The organism is Agrobacterium sp. LAD9 (genome assembly GCF_003031125.1).
GTDB lineage: Bacteria > Pseudomonadota > Alphaproteobacteria > Rhizobiales > Rhizobiaceae > Agrobacterium > Agrobacterium radiobacter.
Window position 1 is genome coordinate 252,442 of the sequence record NZ_PHGS01000025.1, and the last position, 20,413, is coordinate 272,854.

12 protein-coding genes are annotated in these 20,413 nt (G+C 59.1%); 7 read left to right on the forward strand and 5 right to left on the reverse strand.

Going from position 1 to position 20,413, the window contains the following annotated elements:
• The first annotated feature begins 1,059 nt into the window (after positions 1–1,059).
• Complete coding sequence (locus DA915_RS22660) at positions 1,060–3,828, forward strand: autotransporter outer membrane beta-barrel domain-containing protein (RefSeq protein WP_192886637.1); 2,769 nt, start codon at positions 1,060–1,062, stop codon at positions 3,826–3,828.
• A gap of 337 nt (positions 3,829–4,165) precedes the next feature.
• A complete protein-coding gene (locus DA915_RS22665; protein WP_192886638.1) occupies positions 4,166–4,978 on the forward strand; it encodes a DUF2865 domain-containing protein in 813 nt (270 codons plus the stop codon).
• Between the two features lie 54 nt (positions 4,979–5,032).
• Here the strand turns inward: DA915_RS22665 and DA915_RS22670 are convergent, their stop codons facing one another.
• The 3 genes from DA915_RS22670 to DA915_RS22680 all read right to left on the reverse strand — a co-directional run bounded on the left by DA915_RS22670 (position 5,033) and on the right by DA915_RS22680 (position 8,243).
• On the reverse strand, positions 5,033–6,628 hold the full coding sequence (locus tag DA915_RS22670) for an EAL domain-containing protein (protein ID WP_107677383.1): 1,596 nt from the start codon (positions 6,626–6,628) through the stop codon (positions 5,033–5,035).
• A gap of 548 nt (positions 6,629–7,176) precedes the next feature.
• Positions 7,177–7,542, reverse strand: a complete 366-nt coding sequence (locus tag DA915_RS22675; protein WP_107677384.1) for a hypothetical protein — start codon at positions 7,540–7,542, stop codon at positions 7,177–7,179.
• On the reverse strand, positions 7,539–8,243 hold the full coding sequence (locus DA915_RS22680) for a GntR family transcriptional regulator (RefSeq protein ID WP_060724746.1): 705 nt from the start codon (positions 8,241–8,243) through the stop codon (positions 7,539–7,541). The genes DA915_RS22675 and DA915_RS22680 overlap by 4 nt, the downstream gene beginning before the upstream one ends.
• A gap of 100 nt (positions 8,244–8,343) precedes the next feature.
• Here DA915_RS22680 and DA915_RS22685 point away from each other — a divergent pair, with 100 nt between their 5' ends.
• From DA915_RS22685 to DA915_RS22705, 5 genes are all read left to right on the forward strand, one after another.
• Positions 8,344–9,501: an LLM class flavin-dependent oxidoreductase gene (locus DA915_RS22685; protein WP_107677385.1), complete on the forward strand. Its 1,158-nt coding sequence runs from the start codon at positions 8,344–8,346 to the stop codon at positions 9,499–9,501.
• Positions 9,501–10,394 carry an aldo/keto reductase family oxidoreductase gene (locus DA915_RS22690; protein WP_080866809.1) on the forward strand — a complete coding sequence of 298 codons (894 nt, stop codon included), beginning with the start codon at positions 9,501–9,503 and terminating at the stop codon, positions 10,392–10,394. Before DA915_RS22685 ends, DA915_RS22690 begins: the two co-directional genes overlap by 1 nt.
• Positions 10,394–10,918 carry a flavin reductase family protein gene (locus tag DA915_RS22695; protein WP_003506438.1) on the forward strand — a complete coding sequence of 175 codons (525 nt, stop codon included), beginning with the start codon at positions 10,394–10,396 and terminating at the stop codon, positions 10,916–10,918. The genes DA915_RS22690 and DA915_RS22695 overlap by 1 nt, the downstream gene beginning before the upstream one ends.
• Before the next feature lie 223 nt (positions 10,919–11,141).
• On the forward strand, positions 11,142–15,266 hold the full coding sequence (locus tag DA915_RS22700; protein ID WP_107677386.1) for an autotransporter domain-containing protein: 4,125 nt from the start codon (positions 11,142–11,144) through the stop codon (positions 15,264–15,266).
• Positions 15,266–15,847: an invasion associated locus B family protein gene (locus tag DA915_RS22705; RefSeq protein WP_107677387.1), complete on the forward strand. Its 582-nt coding sequence runs from the start codon at positions 15,266–15,268 to the stop codon at positions 15,845–15,847. Before DA915_RS22700 ends, DA915_RS22705 begins: the two co-directional genes overlap by 1 nt.
• Here DA915_RS22705 and DA915_RS22710 read toward each other — a convergent pair.
• Entirely contained in the window at positions 15,844–18,984 is a 3,141-nt protein-coding gene (locus DA915_RS22710) for an efflux RND transporter permease subunit (RefSeq protein WP_107677388.1), read from the reverse strand. The genes DA915_RS22705 and DA915_RS22710 overlap by 4 nt on opposite strands.
• Entirely contained in the window at positions 18,981–20,258 is a 1,278-nt protein-coding gene (locus tag DA915_RS22715) for an efflux RND transporter periplasmic adaptor subunit (protein WP_107677389.1), read from the reverse strand. The genes DA915_RS22710 and DA915_RS22715 overlap by 4 nt, the downstream gene beginning before the upstream one ends.
• Positions 20,259–20,413: the final 155 nt, after the last annotated feature.

Genomic DNA, 20,413 nt, shown 5'->3' on the forward strand with positions numbered 1-20,413 from the left:
CTAAGTCATTGATTAAAAGAAATATAACTGCAAAATGAGCCGCACGACAGGCCGTGGCTTGCTTGCCTCCCGTCAAATTCTTTGATCCATGTGGATCACCCGAAATTTGCGCAAGATCAGTACGCGGCCTGAGCCTCGCGTCATGGCGACATAGAGGTTTGCGCATTCAAACACCGGCATTGGGGATTACGGCGATGTCGGCTTCGAGCCCCTTGAGTAGTAGCGTGCTGTCGACCGAACATCTGGCGAGTGGCCGCCCACCAAGCGCGACTGTTCGCGCATCGCGACTGTCGCGTCGCGGAAGGATGGTCCCCGGGGCGAGGCAGCAAGCTGTAAGGCGCGCTGGGCCGCAGCAAGGACTGCCGGTCGATAACATCGCACTCCACTCGCCCGGTTGATGGCAACGAGCAGGTCTGCGCCCGCGGGAAGCGTCCGCTCCTGTTCGAAAACAACAGCGGCCCTTTCCATATCCGACATGGCAATATTCCACACCGAAACACAAAAAGTGCATCGAAGCACGCTTTCGTGGTTTGGATATGGTCAGCAAACTCTCATACGGGTCCTCGACATTTGAAGGTTGCATCAGAGGCCGGACAGATGTCAGCACCCGGCTACTCGCAGATCATACCTGACTGAAAATTCCTCTTGCATTCAACGGGGTGTCCTCAGATGTCGTGACGACCTTGAGGCCCGTGCATAAATTTAATTCCTGTTTATCCTAATATTATAAATAAAAAACTTAGTAGCTATGTGGTCGCCAGGTCTGTTTCGCGTGGCGGCACGCTTTTTCCGGATATTTTTCGAATTGACATAGCGCAAGTCTCAGCGCTGGTTCGTGAGAAAAAATTTAGTCTTATCTGATAGTTATCGTCATGAAATGCAGGTGCGTCGATCCGTCGGGATTGGTCTCCCGGTTTTAGTTGGCCGCCTATCGTCTCACGGATTTGTAGAAGTTTTTGTGGCAACTCCTTAGGGTTGCGACGCCGTTGGGTCTGTGGCGTACTCGCACTCGTCAAATGGAATGGGTTGGGAAATCATTCGATGCGACGGGGGGCACCTATGAATTGTCGTTGCCAGATGAATGGCTTAAGACGATTTCTCTGTTCTGGAACCGCATTGGTTTCCGGTGCAATCTTTTTCTATTCGGAGCCTGTGGATGCCGCGTGCATCTTTACTCCGACAGCGGGTGACGACAGTTACATCTGCGACAGCGGTACGTCGGTGGGTGGGCTGACCGATACCGGCGGCAACAATACGTTGCTTCTTCCAACTGCCGGCACGGGAACTATCGCCGGCAACGTTACGTTTGGAGCCGGTGCCGACAGGATCGAAATCTATTCCGGCACCATAAATGGCGCCGTGGTCCAGGGAGACGGCAACGACGCCTTCGTCATGTCCGGCGGGACCGTTACCGGCAATGTGCAACAAGGCAGCGGCGTAGACGATTTCCGGATGGCAGGCGGGACGATCCAGTCCCTCAACCAGGGCGACAATCTCGACACTTTCTTCATGTCCGACGGACGTATCATCGATGCGTTCGATGATGGCGATGTCGCCACCATGACGGGCGGCCGTATCGGCCGCGTCAACATGAAGCTCGACGACAACGTTTTCGACATGTCGGGCGGCATTATCGACCGAAATCTTGTGACCGGTTTTGGCAATGACACGATCATTCTCTCGGGCGGAACGATCGGCGGCAATATCAGCGTCAGCGGTGGAGCCGACAGCGTCACCGTTACCGGGGGCGTGGTTGGCGGCAGCGTGCTGCTGAGCTTCGGCAACGACAGGTTCAACTGGAACGGTGGCGGCATCATCTACGGCGCGATCGACCTTGGCGCGGACGACGACACTGCCACGCTCACCAATCTCGCGAATGCCCACATCGGGGCAACCACGCAGATAAGCGGTGGCCTGGGCACCGACAGCCTGACGATGAGCAACGTCAAGACGGAAGGGGTTGCCCGCTTCGACAGTTGGGAAACGATAAACCTTACCAACGATACCGAGCTTGTCTTCGATGGCACGCTGACGCTTGGTGACAGCGGCACAGGGACGGGCACGTTAACGATCGATTCCGCCAGCACGGTTTATGGCGGCGGGCAGAACGGAAGAGTTTCCGCCTTTTCGGCCAGTGCATTCGCCAATCTGGTCAATTCAGGTCGTATCGATCTCACCAATGGTGGCGGCGGCGCGTCGGACACGTTTACGATTTCCGGCAATTACGTGGGTAACGGCGGCCAGATTTTTCTCGATACCGTTCTTGGCAGTGACGGCTCCGCTTCCGACAAGCTGGTCATAGACAGAGGCACCGCATCCGGAAGCACGGGCATGAACGTGGTCAATGCGGGAGGTTCCGGCGCGGCGACTAGTGCGGACGGGATCATGGTCATCGAGGCCGTGAATGGCGCGACCACCGCGGGCGGCGCATTTGCGCTCAACAGCCGTGTTGCTGCCGGCGCATACGAATATTACCTGTTCAAAGGTGGTGTTTCGGCGGGAACTCAGGACAATTGGTATCTCCGCTCGACGATCGTGCCGGGGAGCGGGGCGATTGCCGGGGCGCCGGATCCGCTTCAGCCAAATACCACGCCGGAGGCAGAGGCGCCCGAAATCACCGGAGCGCCTCCGGCTTCGCAACTGCCGCCCACGCCCATACCTACCGTGGGGGACCCGACGACGGCCCCGACGGACCCGACGCCTCCGATCAATGCGGGCGATCCGCAACCGACAGCTCCGCCCACGCCACAGGCTGCAGCTGCTGCAAGTCCTCCTCCTGCGCCACCGGCACCGCCGACCACGCTTGCATTGATCCCAAGCGCCGGCGCTGCGCCGCCGACACCGGGCGCCACGCCGGTGATTGCCGATATCGTGCCGTTCTACCGGATCGAGGTTCCGACCTATTCGGTTGTGCAGCCGCTCGCTCAATATCTGGCGCTGTCGACACTTGGCACCTTCCATGAGCGGCGCGGCGAGCAGGCTTTGTTGCAGGACGACGGATGGATGCCCAACACGTGGGGCAGAACCTTCGGCCAGAACACGGACACCAAGTGGGACGGCACCGTTTCGCCGAGTTTCGACGGCAATCTCTACGGCCTTCAGGCCGGGCAGGATCTGCTCGGCCGTGAAAGCGGCGACGGGCATTTCGACCGGTTCGGCCTCTTCGTCGGGTATACGAAGATGGATGGCGACGTGAAGGGGCAGGCGCTCGGCTGGAATGATCTTGCCGTGGGCAACGTTAAAATCAGCGGCACGAGCTTCGGTGGTTACTGGAGCCACATCGCGCCACAGGGCTGGTATGTCGATGCGGTCCTCATGGGCACCTGGTTCGATGGCCGCGCCTCGTCAGATGCCGGCCAATCGATCGATATCGACGGTTCGGGTGTAACCGTCTCGCTGGAGGGCGGTTATCCGGTTGCACTCGACGAGCAATGGAGCCTCGAACCTCAGGCCCAGATCGTCTGGCAGCACCTTTCGCTTGACGATACTTCGGATCGTTATTCCTCTGTCTCCTTCGACAGTGACGACACCGTCACCGGCCGGCTGGGTTTGAGGCTGCAAGGCAGATACGAGACGAGCGCCGGGCTCATTCAGCCCTATCTCAAGGCCAATCTCTGGCACAGCTTTTCGTCCGACCAGACGGTCCGTTTTGCGGGCGATCCGATCGTTACCGAACTCGGCGGAACATCGCTCGAGCTTGGCGGCGGCGTTACTGCCGCCTTGACGGAGACTGTTAGCCTGTTTGCGACGGTGGACTACACGACCAATCTCGGAGGCGAAAAATCGCGCAGCTGGGAGGGCAATATCGGCCTCAGCGTCAAGTGGTGATCGGTAAATCAGGACAGGTGGGAACGGGCTGATCGAGACGATCTGACGTCTCGGGCATAGCAGGTCATTTGGGGCATTTTGAGGGGTTTGCGGAATGCGTAAAAGCAGGATTGTGGCAGCGATTGCCTTCGTTTTGGGATTGTCCTTCCCAAGTTGGGCAGAGGCCGCTGGCTATATCACTCCCTGTCTTCCCGCGTCGGCCTCAATCCCACATCCTGGCGGAAGGTGAGCCTGCCTCATGTCGTTCCGCTGGATGTTACCCTCAATATGCGGTCTGATCCTCATTTCAGGCTCCGCCCCGGCTCTCGCCCAAAGCTGCACGACGATAAGAAGCCAGATGGGGGCCAGCGCGAGCGCTTCCAACGCGGAGACGATGCAAAAGCAGCGGCAGATAGCCGCCATCCGGGCGCTTGAACGACAACGGTCCTGCACGCCCGAGAAGGCTGCATCGGGCGGGTTGTTCAATGCCTGCCGGGGGCTAGCCCGCCAGCGTGCTGATGCCGAGAGCGAACTTGCGGCCGCCCGCCGGAGCGAGCGATCGGCCTCGTTGCAGGCACGCTTTCAGGCGCTTGGATGCGATAGCACCAAGCAGCAACGCACGTCGGAGGCAGACCGACGTTCGGGGTCCGACGTCTATGCCCGCAACGCCCTTTATTATTGCGTTCGGCCTTCCGATGGATATCACTTCCCGGCGCCGAACTCACAATTTGGCGGACCGAACTATGCCAAATCCGCAATCGAGCAATGCCGCTTCATTTGCGAGGATCCGGCAATGACCGTCTATGTTCTCGAAAATCCGCAGCTGGAAATATCGGAGATGCTATCGGTCGAGACAAAAACACCCTACAGGGAGCTTGCGGCCGCCTTTCGATATCAGACGGATCTGGGCCGGAATTCATGCAACTGGTCGCGCTATTTCGCACGGATGAACGAACTCAGCGCCCGCACCGTTTCGACCACCGATCTCACTGGTTCCATTATTCCTGTTCCTTCTCTGCGGCCGGCAAACGTGGCGTCATCGGCCCTGGCTTTCGAGGGGGCCGTTCTGCCGCAGAGCGGTGAGCGGACAGTCCGAATTGTCGGGCCGGTTTTCCTTCAGGACAGCGAGGGCGAGTTCCGTGCGAAGGCCCAGTTGGACAAGGAACGGTAGGTTCAATGGATATTCATCAATGGCCGCTAGCACCACATCGCGGGTCTTGGTATTCTATTTAGCTGCTGCCTGAATAATTTCACGAGACGCCCCGTATTTTTGCTTCGTAAGGCGATGGTATGCAACGAATTCGTTGACGGGCAGCGCCTTGGAGAACAGCCATCCTTGCCCGAAGTCGACGCCTTGCTCCCTGAGATATTCCGCTTGTTCTTCCGTCTCGATCCCTTCCGCCACGGTAAACAGGCCGAGCGCTTTGGCCATGCCGATGATGTGCGATGTAACCGAACTGGTGGCCGTATCCTTGCCCACCGTGTCGACAAAGGATTTGTCGATCTTCAACGCATCCATCGGCAGGCCCTGCAGATATTGCAGGCTTGAATAACCGGTTCCAAAATCGTCAATCGCCACCGAGTGGCCGCGTTGCCGTGCTTCGGCCAGCGTAATTTTTGCCGCTTCGATATCGATGAAGCCGCGCTCCGTCGCCTCCAGCCAGATTTGTTCGGGCCGGATATCCGTATGCTTCAGCTTTTCCGCGATGACGGTGAGGATACGGCCGGACGCGACATCGGCCGCGCAGAGATTAACGGCGATATGCAGCGTCCGGTCCTCGACAAGCACCTTCCGCAGATCGGTGACGATGGCATCGACAACCTGATCGGTAATCGCCAGGATCAAACCGCTTTCTTCCGCCAGCGGAATGAAGAGATCGGGGCGCACCAGAAGACCATCCGGTCGCCGCCAGCGAACAAGCGCCTCCGCGCCGATGCAGATACCGGTCTTCAGCTCCACAATCGGCTGGTAATGAACGATGAATTCGCGTTTCTGAACGGCAATACCAAGTTCAGCCAGGGGCGACAGGCGGTTCCTCGACAACCAGATGACGGTGCCGACAAGGAATGCCGCGATGATTGCCCCAGCGGGCAGGTAAAATATCTGCTCGCCCCGAACCTTCGCTGTAATGTTTGCGCGGGGTTCCATTGCGATCGCGGCCAGTCCGTCGCCACGGCTGACTGCGTAGATAATCTCGTCGGTCATGCCCACTTTGGGCTCGCTCAGCAATGCTTTCACCAACTGCGGGTCAGGCGCGTTCAATTGGTTTATCAGAACGCCTTGCTCGGTTGTGATGGCAAGGGACATGCTGTCGTCGATCAGAATATCGACAAAACGCGAGGGAGCGACGAGCACATTGTGCGCCCCGAAGTGAAGCGCCGTCATTCGTGTGCCCTGACTGACGGTAGGCTCTATTCGGATGGCGACTTCCATCCCGTCGGGTGTCGTATATTCGGTGCGGGATTTAGGAAAAAAACCGTGGGTAATACCCCAGGATGTGCATTTGAGATGGCCGTTTTCGAAATATCCCACTTCCTCCACTGACGGTGCGTTCATCGTCAGCTTGCGCATCAATTCAATATGTTCGGTAGAACACGGCGGCAGATGGGCTGCCTCGGCAGTGTCGAGAACATCCTTGGCAGCCCTGAACGTATCGGATGCCCGTTGAGTTGCCTGGCTCGCAAGCACTTTCAGAGTGTCCTGGTCCTTCCGGACGGCAATCACCCATGATGTATAGGCCATTGTCGCAATCGGGATGACGGCGCCGAGAACCCCTAGAAGAACGCCAAGCGCGATGATGCGGGAACGCCTTGCTTCCATCTACCGGCACTCTCGCGGATGCAATTGCACGTTACTCTCCATGCGCTTACCTGATATTTTTTCGATATTAGTTCGATCGTTCGAAGGGATCCAAGACGCCACCTTCAATCCTGCCTCGTCCCATTTAAATCTCCAATTGCTAAAATCCTCCACCATACCTCATCGGAGCCCTTCCGCACGTCTTTCGACGTGCATCAAAGGTAACATTCGGGCCTTCCCCCTTTCTGGGCTTCAGTTTCGGAATCTGTTCTGGCCTGAACTTGCGATTGGAAAGCGGAGGTCTGTTGACGCTTTGCAGTATGCGAGTTTCTGCCAGTACTTCCGCAGGAGGTCGCTTACCTCGAAACGTCCAAATCGTTCCAGAGCCGTCCACAATGCCGGGAAAAAAGACCTTATCTCGATTGGCTCTTCACCAACCTACCTATAAAAAGCCGGCATCACTCCCATCGCCTGGAATTAGCATGTCGCCGCTTATTCTCAAGGCATCATGAAGGGCGGGTTCAGCCGCTGCCACGTATCAGCCAAGCCGGCTGTGATGATTGACCCCGCTAAGATTGAACGTGCCGCAACCGCGCGCTGTCGAGAGACGCTTTGATTTCCACGGTCAGCAGATCGGCGACGATGCGGCCAATGCGGGAGAGCGGCTTTCTTGCACCTATGGCCACGCTAACCGTTTGCGGTTCGGCACCCTTGTCGCGCACCGGCAGGAAGATCAGCGATCCCTCGCTCAGTTCCAGCGCCGCATCCAGTTCCGAAGTGAACGCGATGTAGCGGCCGCTGCAAGCAAGCTGTTTGACGAGCTGAAGCGAGTTGGTGACCACCGCCTTCTGCGGATCGGTGAACAGCCAGCCGTGCCGCGCCGAAACCGACTGCTTCAGCAGCCTCTTCCATTGGCCGATTCGACCGGATCTCAACGTATGCGTGAAACGTATCGCGCGACTGTATGGTCGAACCAGGTCCACGAAACTTCGGCCACTGCGCCATCCTGCGCCTGGCTGAGGCGCAGAACTCGCGGCACCGATACGCCGGCTTTCTGTCCGAAAACTTCGGGCGTCCATTCGGGTACGTCACCGAGGTCGATGCGATCCTCCGCCTTGGATATCCAGAGGTTGAGGCGGGTACGGTAATAGAGGTAGAGCGATTCCGACATGTTCTCGATCGCGATTGAGTCGACGTAAGAGCCGTCAAGCCAGATCTCCTCGATGGCTGCCGGTTTGCCGGCGATGCGCCGCAGACGGCGGATCCTGTGCCCTTCCGCCGATGTGCCGAAGGCGGGCAGGTTGGCAGGCTTGGCAAGGCGCGCCACATCCAGAACCTCCGCCGTCGGCAGGCCGCCGCCTTCGATCAGTTCGAGCCGGAAGAAGGCGTAGACGCTTTGGGGATCGCTGACGGCGCGGATGTAATTGCCGGAACCCTGCACGCGCTCCAGAAGGCCGCGTTCCTGCAACTCGGCAAGCGCCTTACGCAGTGTGCCGACGGCGATGCCGAGATCGGCCGCCATATCGCGCTCCGGCGCCAGCTTCTCGCCGTCGATCAACCGGCCCGCCGCCACCTCGCGCACCAGCATTTCGGCGATCTGCATATACATGGGCAGGCTGCCGCCAGTGTGTTTCATATGCCGTTTCCTCCCCCAAAACAAAAATTGATACATCATTGATTTACATATTTCTTGATGTTATGCAAGAAAAACGAGAGCGGCCTTGAGGAGGAATTGCATGACCGTCGTACCCGTTACATCCGCTGATCTCGATGCTGCCGAGGTCTCCTGGTTTTCCGCTTTGTGTTCCGATGACTACGCCTATCTCGGCGTGCCTGACGGCAGCCTGCGCTCCAGCTTCGGGCATTGCTCCGATATCGTCAAAAAAGCCGAAGAACTCGGCTTTCGCAACATTCTCTGCCCTTCGTCCTATCAGGTCGGGCAGGATACGCTGAGCTTCGTCGCCGGCTGTGCGCCGATCAGCGACCGCATCAATTTCCTTGCGGCGATCCGCTGCGGCGAGATGCAGCCGATCATGCTGGCGCGCACGGTTGCCACGCTCGATCACATGCTGAAGGGCCGCCTGACGCTCAACGTCATCAGCTCCGATTTCCCCGGCGAAGTGGCCGACAGCGCCTTCCGTTACAAGCGCAGCCACGAGGTCGTTGAGATTCTGCGTCAGGCCTGGACCCGCGACACCATCGATCATGACGGCGAGATCTACCAGTTCAAGGGTGTGTCGACCGAACCGGCAAGACCCTACCAGCAAAATGGCGGCCCGCTTCTCTATTTCGGTGGTTACTCTCCCGATGCGCTGGAACTCTGCGGCGCACAATGTGACGTCTATCTGATGTGGCCCGAGACGAAGGATCAACTGGCAGACCGCATGCGCGCCGCCAATGAGCGCGCCGCCGCCCATGGACGCACGCTGGATTATGGCCTGCGTGTCCATATGGTCGTGCGCGATACCGAGCAGGAAGCCCGCGAATATGCCGAACATCTGGTCTCGAAGCTGGATGATGAGTATGGCCAGTTGATCCGCAACCGCGCTCATGACAGCGGTTCGCTCGGCGTGTCGCATCAGGCACGAGCCCGCGAACTCGCTGACAAGTTCGGTTATGTCGAACCCAATCTGTGGACCGGCATCGGCCGGGCGCGCTCCGGCTGCGGCGCGGCGCTGGTCGGTTCGACGGATCAGGTTCTTTCGGCGCTGGAGGACTACCAGAAGATGGGTATCCGTGCCTTCATCCTTTCCGGTTATCCGCATCTTGACGAGGCGGAACATTTCGGCACCAAGGTTCTGCCGCAGATGAAAACCTGCTCCCTGCCGCATGCCTACGGCCGGGTGCCTTCTGAAACGCCGGCCACGCCGCTCGGCAACGGGGAACGCCACTGATGGAACGCATTGCTCTTTCCGACAAACTCGAACTCAGCCGCATCGTCTATGGCATGTGGCGCATCGGTGACGACGCCGATACATCGCCCGCCCATGTACAGGCGAAGATCGAGGCCTGCCTCGCGCAGGGCATCACCACCATGGATCAGGCCGATATTTATGGCGGATACACGGCGGAAGCGATTCTGGGGGCGGGCCTGAAGGCCGCGCCCGCACTGCGCGACAAGATCGAAATCGTTACCAAATGCGGCATCGTTGCGCCGGCCGGCCGCCACTCCGCCGCCCGCGTCAAGCACTACGATACGACGGCTGGCCACATCAATGCTTCGGTTGAGGCATCGCTTCGCGACATGGGAACAGATCACGTCGATCTGCTGCTCATTCACCGTCCGGACCCGCTGATCGACGCGGAAGAAACCGGCAAGGCGCTCGATGCGCTGGTGGCGTCCGGCAAGGTGAAGGCCGTCGGCGTCTCCAACTTCCGCCCGTGGGACTTTTCCCTGCTGCAATCGGCCATGAGCAACCGGCTGGTGACCAACCAGATCGAGATGAGCCTTCTCGCCACGGATTGCTTTACCAATGGCGATCTCGCTTTCCTGCAGGAAAAGCGCGTTTCTCCGATGGCATGGTCGCCGCTTGGCGGCGGTTCGCTGTTTTCGGGTGCTCATGGTGGCACCATGGCTGCCCTGCAGCGCATCGGCAAGGAACAGGGCGTTGATGCGACGGCTGTCGCGATCGCCTGGCTGCTGCGTCATCCGGCGAAGATCGTGCCGGTGCTCGGCACCAATAATATCGAGCGTATCAGAACCGCGGCCGATGCGCTCCGCGTGACGATGGACCGCCAGACCTGGTTCGAACTCTACACCCTTGCGATTGGAAAAGAGGTGCCGTGATGACAGTGGCAGAGGCGATCAAGATGCCCAATGAGCATGTATTCGTTCCCGGCGGCGAAAACAGCCGCAGCTTTCGCAATGCGCTCGGCGCTTTCACGACAGGCGTGACTGTCGTGACCGCCACCACGCCGGAAGGCCCGATCGGCATGACAGTCAACAGCTTTGCGTCCGTGTCGCTTGATCCGCCCCTGGTGCTCTGGTCACCGGCCAAAAGCTCATCACGTTATCAGGCCTTCAGCGGTGCGACCCATTTTGCCATCCACGTTCTGAGCGCGGATCAGGACGTGCTGAGCGCCCGCTTTACCCGCAACGGCCGTGCCTTCGACGATCTGGACTGGGAATTGAACGACGAAGGCGTGCCGGTCATTCCCGGAACACTTGCCCGTTTCGAGTGCCGACAGGCGGCGGCCCATGATGCGGGCGACCACACCATCATCGTCGGTGAGGTGCTACGCGCCGCGCATCGTGATGGCGATCCGCTGTGTTTTTCGGGCGGCACCTTCGGTCGCTTCGCCCGGCAATAACGGAACCTTCAGTCATTCCGGAAACTTCGGTATCAGTGATGCCGTTATTAGGGAAACACTCCACTTTTCTAAGGAGCGCGCTGGTCGCGCTCCTTTTTTGCGAAGTAAAATAGCATTCTTCGCTTTTTATACTGACGCTGGTCTCTGAAACCGGGTTAAGTGGCAGCAAGAGATGATTCGCCGGACATAACAGGCGAAATGATGCGCCGATGAGGAAAAATTGATGACCGGTGGTTTCTGGCGGGAAGAGGCGTCGAAGACCGGTTCAGGTTTTAGGCCCGTCCGGCAGTTCTTTTTGCGGGCATCAACGAGCCTCCTTGCGCTGGCGTTGTCCTCTGCCATCGCGCCTGCTGCATTTGCAGAATCCATCGCCTGGGTTGGCTCTTCCTCGGATGACTGGTTCTCGCCAAGTAGCTGGTTTGGGTACACGCGTGTGCCGGGAGCGAACGACCTCGCCGCCATCGACGCTCAAGGCCCGACAATAGCCGCCGGGCGTGTCGCAGAAATCGATGAACTCGGCATTGGCATTACTCTGGATGGGTCGCTGTCAGTGGAGGGCGGCCTTAAGACTTCCAATACAAAACTCGGCAACAAGGATTTGGTCGCGGGCACGTTAAATTTTTCCGGCGGCGATTGGTCGAACAAACATGACATATTTATTGGCGGCGTAGGCATTGGGGAAGTCTCCCTCACCGGCAGCAGGGCGGTCTCCGGTGGGAATGTCTACCTGGGTGGCGGTTCGGGCCATGGTTGGCTCACTCTCGACAATCTATCGAGTTTCGATAATACCGGCACCACTTTTGTCGGTGTCGCGGCGGATGATGGCTTTGATCAGTTGCAGATTCTGGGCGCAAGCACGTTCAGGACCGGCGGATTTGTGATCGCAGATGGTATGGATTCTGTAGGCACCGTCTCCGTCGAGGGGAGCGGAAGCAGCCTTACCGTGTCGCAGGATATGGTGATTGGCCATGGCGGCAACGGGCTTCTGACGATCTCCAGCGGTGGTGTTGTCAAAAGTCTTGCGACCACCATCATCGGCAATCTCGCGACATCGAGCGGAGGTTCGCTGACCGTCAACGGCCGTGGTTCCATTCTGGAAACCTCCGGCCCCTTGATTGTTGGCAATGAAAGCTCGGCAAGTATGTTTGTCGGGACGGCGGCAGAGGTTATCAGTGGCGCTGTCGTGATCGGCCGGCATTCGGTCGGTCGGGCCACCGTCACGGGCAGCGATTCCCGGTGGATCACGGGCAATCTGAGTATTGGCGGTGATGAGAACGATCCTGGCGGTGCCATCGGTGATGGTACAGTTGATGTAATGGCGGGCGCTGCGATCAACAGTGCTTCGGTTCAACTTGGCGCTGTCTCGGGTGCCAGGGGGTCTGCCACTGTTGAAGGCGCGGATTCTGCCTGGACGATCGGAGACGATGGTCTTTCTGTCGGCCTTTCAGGCTCTGGTTCCCTGAGCGTCAAAGCCGGCGGTCATGTCGATTCCGTCAACACGGTTGTCGGGGCAAAAGAGGGGAGTGATGGCTCTATCACGGTTTCCGGGTCAGGAAGCACCTTCAACAACGCCGGTGATCTCGATGTGGGTTGGGAAGGCGACGCTTCGCTGCATGTCGATACCGGCGGAACGGTAACAAGCGACAGCGCAATTGTCGGCACCAAATCGATGATTGCCGCGGTGAACATCAGCGGCGGCGGCTCGACCCTGACGCTCGCAAAGACGCTGATCGTCGGATATGAGAACGCTACCACGGGAGAGGTTTCCGTCACGACCGGCAGCGAAATCCGGGCGAAGGAGCTTTCGATCGGCGAGCTTGGCGGCTCTTCCGGCAAGCTGAGCGTTACCGGAGCGGGCTCGATCGTTACCGTCTCCGTTGACAGCAATCTGGTCAATTCCGGTTCAACCTATGTCGGGTGGCACGGCAGTGGAAATTTAGCGGTGACCGATGCCGGCTCTCTCGATACAAATCGCCTGTTTGTTGGCACGCAGACTGGATCAAACGGCTTCCTGCATGTTGGTGGTATTGGCTCGCAGGTTGAGGTCCACGATGCTCTCGTGATCGGTGGAGGCGGCAGCGGTTCAGTCGAGGTGACTAGTGGCGGCGCGCTTGCGGCCCACACGATTGTCATCGCGGCGGCGGCGGGTTCCACTGGCGTCTTGAACATAGGCGCCCGCGCGGGATTGACGGCGCGAGCGGCAGGTGAGGTTGACGCTGCGGGAATCGTTTTCGGCGCCGGCAACGGCAGTATCGTTTTCAATCATTCGGAAGCTGATTATAGCCTCTCCGCGAATATTTCTGGGACCGGACGTGTTGTCGCGGAGAATGGTGTCACCACACTCGCAGGCCATAACAGCTACTCCGGCGGCACCACCATATCTGCCGGTACTTTGAAAGGCATGGCGACGAGTTTTGGTTCTGGCCAGATCGCCAACAATGGGCAACTCGTCGTGGATGGGGCCGGCACGCTTTCAAATAATCTTACCGGTTTCGGTACTGTCGAAAAGACGGGGAGCGGCAATCTCGTTCTTGCCGGTAACAACAGCTATTCCGGTATAACAACGATTTCGGCCGGCACGCTGATTGGAGCGGCAAAAAGCTTCGGCTCGGGCCAGATCGTCAACGATGCGCAGCTCGTCGTGGACGGAGCAGGCACGTTTTCAAATGTCGTCAGCGGCACCGGCACCTTTGAAAAGACCGGCGACGGCAATCTGGTTGTGACCGGCAACAGCACATATTCAGGCGCAACCGAGGTTTCATCGGGCAAGCTCAGCGTCAACGGCTCGCTGGCGAGCGCCGTTTCCGTCCGCAGCGGCGCGACGCTTGGTGGTTCCGGCACCATCGGCGGGCTGACTGTCGCTTCCGGGGGCACGCTGTCGCCCGGCAATTCGATCGGCACCCTGACCTCGACCGGCGATGTGCGATTCCTCAGTGGCTCGACCTATGCGGTTGAAATCGACGCGTCCGGCAATTCCGACAGGATTGCCGTCGCCGGTACCGTCACCATCGACAACAACGTCAGACTCGTTGTCACGCCGCTTGCAAGTCATTCAGCCTATAGTCTCGGCACGCAATATCCGATCCTGACGGCAATGGGCGGTATTGCCGGCACCTTTTCCGGCGTGGACGAGAAATTCGCTTATTTGGTTGTGAACGTCACAAAGAGCACGGATAACGGCACCGCATATCTCTCCTTTAACCGTGCATCGCCGGATTCCGGGCTGCTTGCCTCTGAGACATCCTCGGAGAATGCCCAAAACGCCGCGAATGCCGTTGAGGCGGCACGGGAAGACCCGGCGCTTTATCAGGCGGCATTGTTTCTGGGGCAAAATGAACCCCAATCCGCCTTTTCACAGCTTGCCGGCGAACTGCATCCCTCACTGGCCATGGCATTGATAAATCGCAGCCAGCTGACGCGGGATGTCATTCTCGAGAGGTTGCGCAGCGCCTTCGGCGGTGTGGATTCGCGCTCGATCATGTCCACCGACAATGTGACGGGCGGGGGCGGACCACAGCGTGTGGACGAGGGTTCCCTCACGGTCTGGTCCAATGGCTTCGGATCGCGCAGCCGTATCGACGGCGATGGAAATGGCGCAACGGTTGATATCAAAGGTAAGGGCGTCCTTATCGGTCTGGATGGAGATTTGGATGACGGCGTGCGGGCTGGTGTGGCCGCCGGCTACGGTCACGACAGCATAAGCCAGAAGTCGGCATCGGCGGATGTGGATAGCTATTATGTGGCAGCTTATGCGGGTCTGACGAACGGTCCGGCATCGCTGCGCCTCGGCGCGACCCATGCCTTTCAGGATATCGACACGCGCCGCGTGCTTTCCTTTTCAACATTGCAGGAAAATCTCACTGCCAGCTATGGTGCGTCCACAACGCAGGCCTTTGCCGAAGCAGCCTGGCGTTTCGATCTCGATCGCACCCTCATCGAGCCCTATGCCAGTATCAGCTATGTGAACCTTGAGACGGAGGCCTTTGGCGAGAAGGGCGGCGTTGCCGCAGTATCGTCCGGTTCGGCCAGCCATGATCAGCTATACACGACGCTTGGTGCGCGTTTGCGTCAGGATATTTCGTTGGACGACATGTCCGGGCAGGCGACGTTCGATATCGGGTGGCGGCACGCCTACGGTGACCCGTCAGTGGTGAGCACATTGTTTTATACCGGCGGTAATGGATTTTCCGTCGCAGGAACAGCGATGACGCAGGATGTCGCGCTGCTTAACCTGGGGCTCGGCTACGATCTTGGTCCTTCCGCCACTTTGACATTTCGTTATGGCGCGGTCTTTGGGGCGGGTGTGCTGGATCAATCCGCTTCAGCCGAACTGGGAGTCCGTTTCTGATGCCGTTCAGACCAAACATGTCGCGGAATGCGGCGCTTGTTGTTGCCGTCTTCGCCGGGGCCATGGCGGGTGACGCGGGTGCGCAGGAAGCCGCGAACCCGGCCGTACCGCTGCATGAAGTTCATGGAAGCTGGCAACTTGCCTGTGCGGCACCAGTGAAAAAAGATCCCGCCGATCCGAACACCACGGAGACGGCGCCGGCCAAACCGCTCTGCGCCATCGCACAGGTGCAGCTTGAGGAAAGAACCCGCAAACTTGTCGTCTCGGTCGAATTCCGGCTTGATGATTCCAAAACGCCGGGACAGCTTTCAGGCACCATCGTCATGCCGTTCGGTCTGGCTGTCACCAAGCTCTTTTCGATAAAATCCGGCAATGTGCGGCTGCAGGAAGTGCAGGTGAGCACCTGCCTTCCTGTCGGCTGTGTCGTGTCTTTCACGCCCTTCGTCGAACTTGTCTCGGCTCTGGAAACAGGCAAGACGCTGACGATCGAAGCCCCGGACCTGCAGGGCCGAACCGTCTCATTCCAGCTGCAGTCGGCAGGTTTTTCCGAGGCGTTGAAGCGCCTCGGAAGCCTGTATTAAGCCGCGACGGAATCGGGCTCTGCGGTGCCTTCCGGCTTTTGCTGTTCAGCATGTTTCTCGGCTGATTTTTTGCGGGAAAACAGACCGGTGAGGAAGTGGCCAAACCTGTCCATTTCCACGAAGATGACAGGCGTGATGAACAGCGTCAGCAATTGCGAGACGATGAGGCCGCCGACCACGGCGATACCGAGCGGCTGGCGCAGTTCCGAACTCGCGCCCGAGCCGAGCGCAATGGGGAGCGCCCCAAGGAGTGCGCAGAAGGTCGTCATCATGATCGGTCGGAACCGGCGCACGCAGGCTTCGTGAATGGCCGTAGCCGGTGGTTCGGCCTTTTCGCGCATCAATTCCACCGCCACGTCGATCATCATGATCGCGTTTTTCTTGACGATGCCGATCAGCATCAGCAGGCCGATCAGCGCGATGATCGAGAAATCCATGCCCATCACCTTCAGCGCCACCAGCGCGCCGAAGGCCGCCGCCGGCAGGCCGGAGAGGATGGTCAGCGGGTGGATGAAGCTTTCGTAGAGCACGCCGAGAACCACATAGATGGTCAGCACCGCCGCCAGAATGAGAATGCCGGTATTGCCCTGGCTCTGCTGGAAGATCGCCGCCGTGCCGCCATAGCTGGTGAAGACATCCTGCGGCAGGCCTATCGTGCTCTTGATCTGATCGATCCGGCTTGTGGCATCGGAAAGCGCCACGCCGTCAGGCAGGTTGAAGGAAATCGTCGTGGAGACGAGCTGGCCCGTCTGGTTGATGGTCACAGGCGCCTGTGTGCGGGTGAGGGTGGCGAAGTTTGAAAGCGGAACCAGAACGCCCGATTTTGCGGAGAGAATGTTGATATCGCTGAGGAAATCATCGTTCCACGGTTTGGAGCTGTCGAATTCCACGATAACGTCGTAGCTGTCGCCGGTGGACTGGATCTGCGCCGCCGTATAACCGCCAAAAGACATTTCCAGCGTCTTGCGCAGCTGGTCATTGGTGATGCCGAAGGCGGCCGCCTTTTCCGGATCGACGGAAATCGTTGCGGCGATCGCTCCATTCTGGGCATCCGAGGTAACTGACGTGAAGGTGTGATCGCGGCGCATCGCCTCCATCAGCTTGTTCGACCATTCATTGGTCGTGTCGGCATTCAGGCCCTGAACGACGAGCTGGTATTGGCTGGCGGAGCTGCGCCCGCCGAAACGCAGGCTCTGCTGCGGATTGATATAGGTGCGGATGCCCGCCACTTTCGATGTGGCCTGCCCAAGTTCCGTGAGCACCTGGCTCAGCGGCGCACGCTCTTCCTTCGGCTTCAGTTCCACGAACATCGAGCCGTTGTTCAGCGGGTTACGGGAATTGCCGCCGACAATGGAGGTGACGTGCACCACGGCCGGATTCTTGCGTATCTGATCGGCGACCTGAGCCTGCAGGTCACGCATCGCCGTGTAGGAAATATCCTCACGCGCCTGTGTCGAGACCGAAAGACGGCCAATATCTTCCTGGGGGAAGAAGCTGGAGGGCAGGGTTTCGAAGAGATAAAGCGATGCCGCGACCGAGGCGAGAAATGACGCCAAAACGATGCGGCGATGGGAAAGGCACCAGCCGACGGCGCGACCATAGGCGCGTAGCGTACGTTCGAAACCCGCATCGAACCAGCGGATGATCGCCGGTGGTCTGGAGGAATGGCCGGAGAGGCGCGAAGCGAGCATCGGCGTCACCGTCAGCGACACCAGCGCCGAGGCCATGATCGCCAGCGTGACGACCATGCCGAACTCGTTAAAAAGCCTGCCGATGACGCCGCCCATCAACAGGATGGGAATGAAGACGGCAACCAGCGAGATGGACATGGACAGAATGGTGCTGCTGACCTCTGCCGCGCCCTGAAGGGCGGCTTCCCGCATGGGCAGGCCTTTTTCATGCAGGCGCAGGATGTTTTCCAGCATGACGATGGCATCGTCCACCACCAGCCCCACGGACAGGGTTAGTCCGAGCAGTGAAATATTGTCGATGCTGTAACCCAGGACATACATCATGCCGAAGGCGGTGATGAGCGACAGAGGCACGGCAAGCCCCGGAATGATGGTTGCTGTCAGGTGTCCGGTGAAGAGATAAATGACAGCCACCACCAGCCCGATGGTGAGGAACAGCGTGAACTGCACGTCCGAGATCGCGTCCTTGATCGCAGTCGAGGCATCATTCATGACGTTGATATTGACTGAAGGCGGTAATTGCTGGTGAAGCGCCGGAAGCTTGGCCTTGATGGCGTCAACAACCTCGACTGTATTGGCATCCGGTTGACGCTGCACGGCGAGAATGATGGCCTGTTCGCCATCGAACCAGCTGCCGGCATTGGTGTTGTCGATGCTGTCGGTGACATTGGCGATATCACCGAGGTGAATCCGTGCGCCGTTGGTCGTTGAAACGACCAGCGAGCGGAACGCCTCGGCATTGGTGCGTTGCGTGTCCGCCTCGATCGTCAGGCGTTGATTTTCGTTTTGCAGGGCGCCGACAGGCACCTGATTGTTGGCTTGAGCGATGGCCGTGGTGACGGTGTCGACACCGAGGCCTCTTGCCTGAAGCTGCGTCGGATCAAGGCCGATGCGCACGGCGTAGGTCTGAGCGCCATAAATACTGACCTGCGCGACGCCCGAAATGGTGGAAAGAAGTGGCGAGATGATGTTTTCGGCGATTTCGTCCACTTTGCTGGTGGGCATTTCCTTGCTGTTGACAGCGAGCAGCAGCACCGGCGCATCGGCCGGGTTGGTTTTGCGATAGCTCGGCGTCGTCGTCATGTTGCTCGGCAACTGCCGCTGCGCGCGCGAGATTGCCGCCTGCACATCGGCGGCCGCAGCATCGATGTTGCGGTTGAGATCAAACTGCAGCACGATCGAGCTGTTGCCGAGCGTGTTGGTGGCGCTGATTTCGCTGACGCCGGGAATGGTTTCGAACTGCTTCACCAGCGGCGTGGTGACCGAGGTGGCCATGGTTTGCGGCGAAGCGCCGGAAAGCGATGACGAGACATTGATCGTCGGAAAATCCACTTTCGGCAGGGCGGCAACGGGCAGCAGGCGGAAGCCGGCGAGCCCTGCCAGTATCAGGCCTATGGCAAGAAGCGTGGTGGCAACGGGCCGGTTGATGCAGAAATTCGGGATCATTGGCCGCCAACCTTTTCCTGCGGAATATTGGCGGCCAGATTACCGGCCGCGCCGCCCTTGTCGGAAAATTGCTCGACGACGAGCTGGCCATCGGCAAGTTCCGATTGGCCCTCGACGATTATATGCTCACCGCCGTTCAGGCCGCTCGCGATGGCCGTGAGATCGCCATTCGAACGGGCGACTTCCACCGGCGTCATATGGGCATGATGGTCGCTATCGACGGTATAGACGAAATTGCCCTTCGGACCGGGTCGCACGGCGACCGTTGGCACGACGATCATCTCCTCATCCGAAACAAAATGAGCCGTGACGTTGACGGACTGGCCGGGCCATAAAAGACCGCGATCGTTCTTGAATTCCGCCTTGGCCAGCACGGTGCCGGAGGTCTGGTCCACCGTATTGTCGTAGAACCGCAGCACACCGCTCATCGGCTCGCCACCCGTCGCCGCCGGATCGACATCAACAGCGGTGTCTTTTGTCACGCCTTCACGCAGTTGCGGCAGATAGCGTTGCGAAAGCCGGAAACTGACCGAGATCGGATCGTATTTGGTGATCGTCACGATATTGACGCCTGCGCTGAGATAGGCGCCGGGGCTGACAGTGATGTCGCCGAGCCGTCCGTCGAAAGGCGCGCGGATTTCCATATGCTCGAGCGTCACCTGATCTGAGGCGAGCGTTGCCTTGTCGGCATCGATCTTGGCGCTGGCGCTGTCGCGCGCTGCCCTGGCCTGATCCAGCACCTGTTGCGATTCCGCGCTTTGCTTGACCAGATTGACGGCGCGCTGGAAGGCCGCCTCCGTCTGCTCAAGCGTTGCCTGATCAGCTGCGATATTGGCTTTGTCCTTGTCGACGGCGGCGCGGGCGATGCGATCGTCCATCTTGAGGATCAGATCGCCTGCCTCGATGTGCTGGCCATCCTTCGCCTCGATTTCGGTAACGAGGCCGGCCTGAAGCGGCGCGATATTGGTGATGTCGGCTGCAACCGCCCAGCCCGTCGCCGTTGCATCCATCGGCAGCGTCGCCTTGCTGACGGCGATGGTGCTGACGGTGGGTGGCCCGCCATTGCGCCGACCTCCACCTTGTCTTTGTCCCTGCTGTCGGGCTGGCTGGCCGCTCTGGGCCGATTGTGCCGCCGGTCCGGTGTTCGCCTGCTGCGAGACGCTGGCGAATTGTTTAAGGTAAGGAACTTGGTCGAGCGGCAAGCGATCCCTAAAATACCAGGTACCGGCGGCTGCAATGGCAAGAACGCTGAGGGCGGTCCAGAAACGTTTCATCTGACGATTCCGCGTAATGAGAGCGATACATGTTTCCCGAACATGTGCGGTAAGCCTTGGGAGCAGCTTTCCCCCACAAGACACCCAATGCGCTGCGAAATCACCTTAAACTTTTGTAATGGCGGCGACAATGACCGTCGCTATATGCGTTGTCT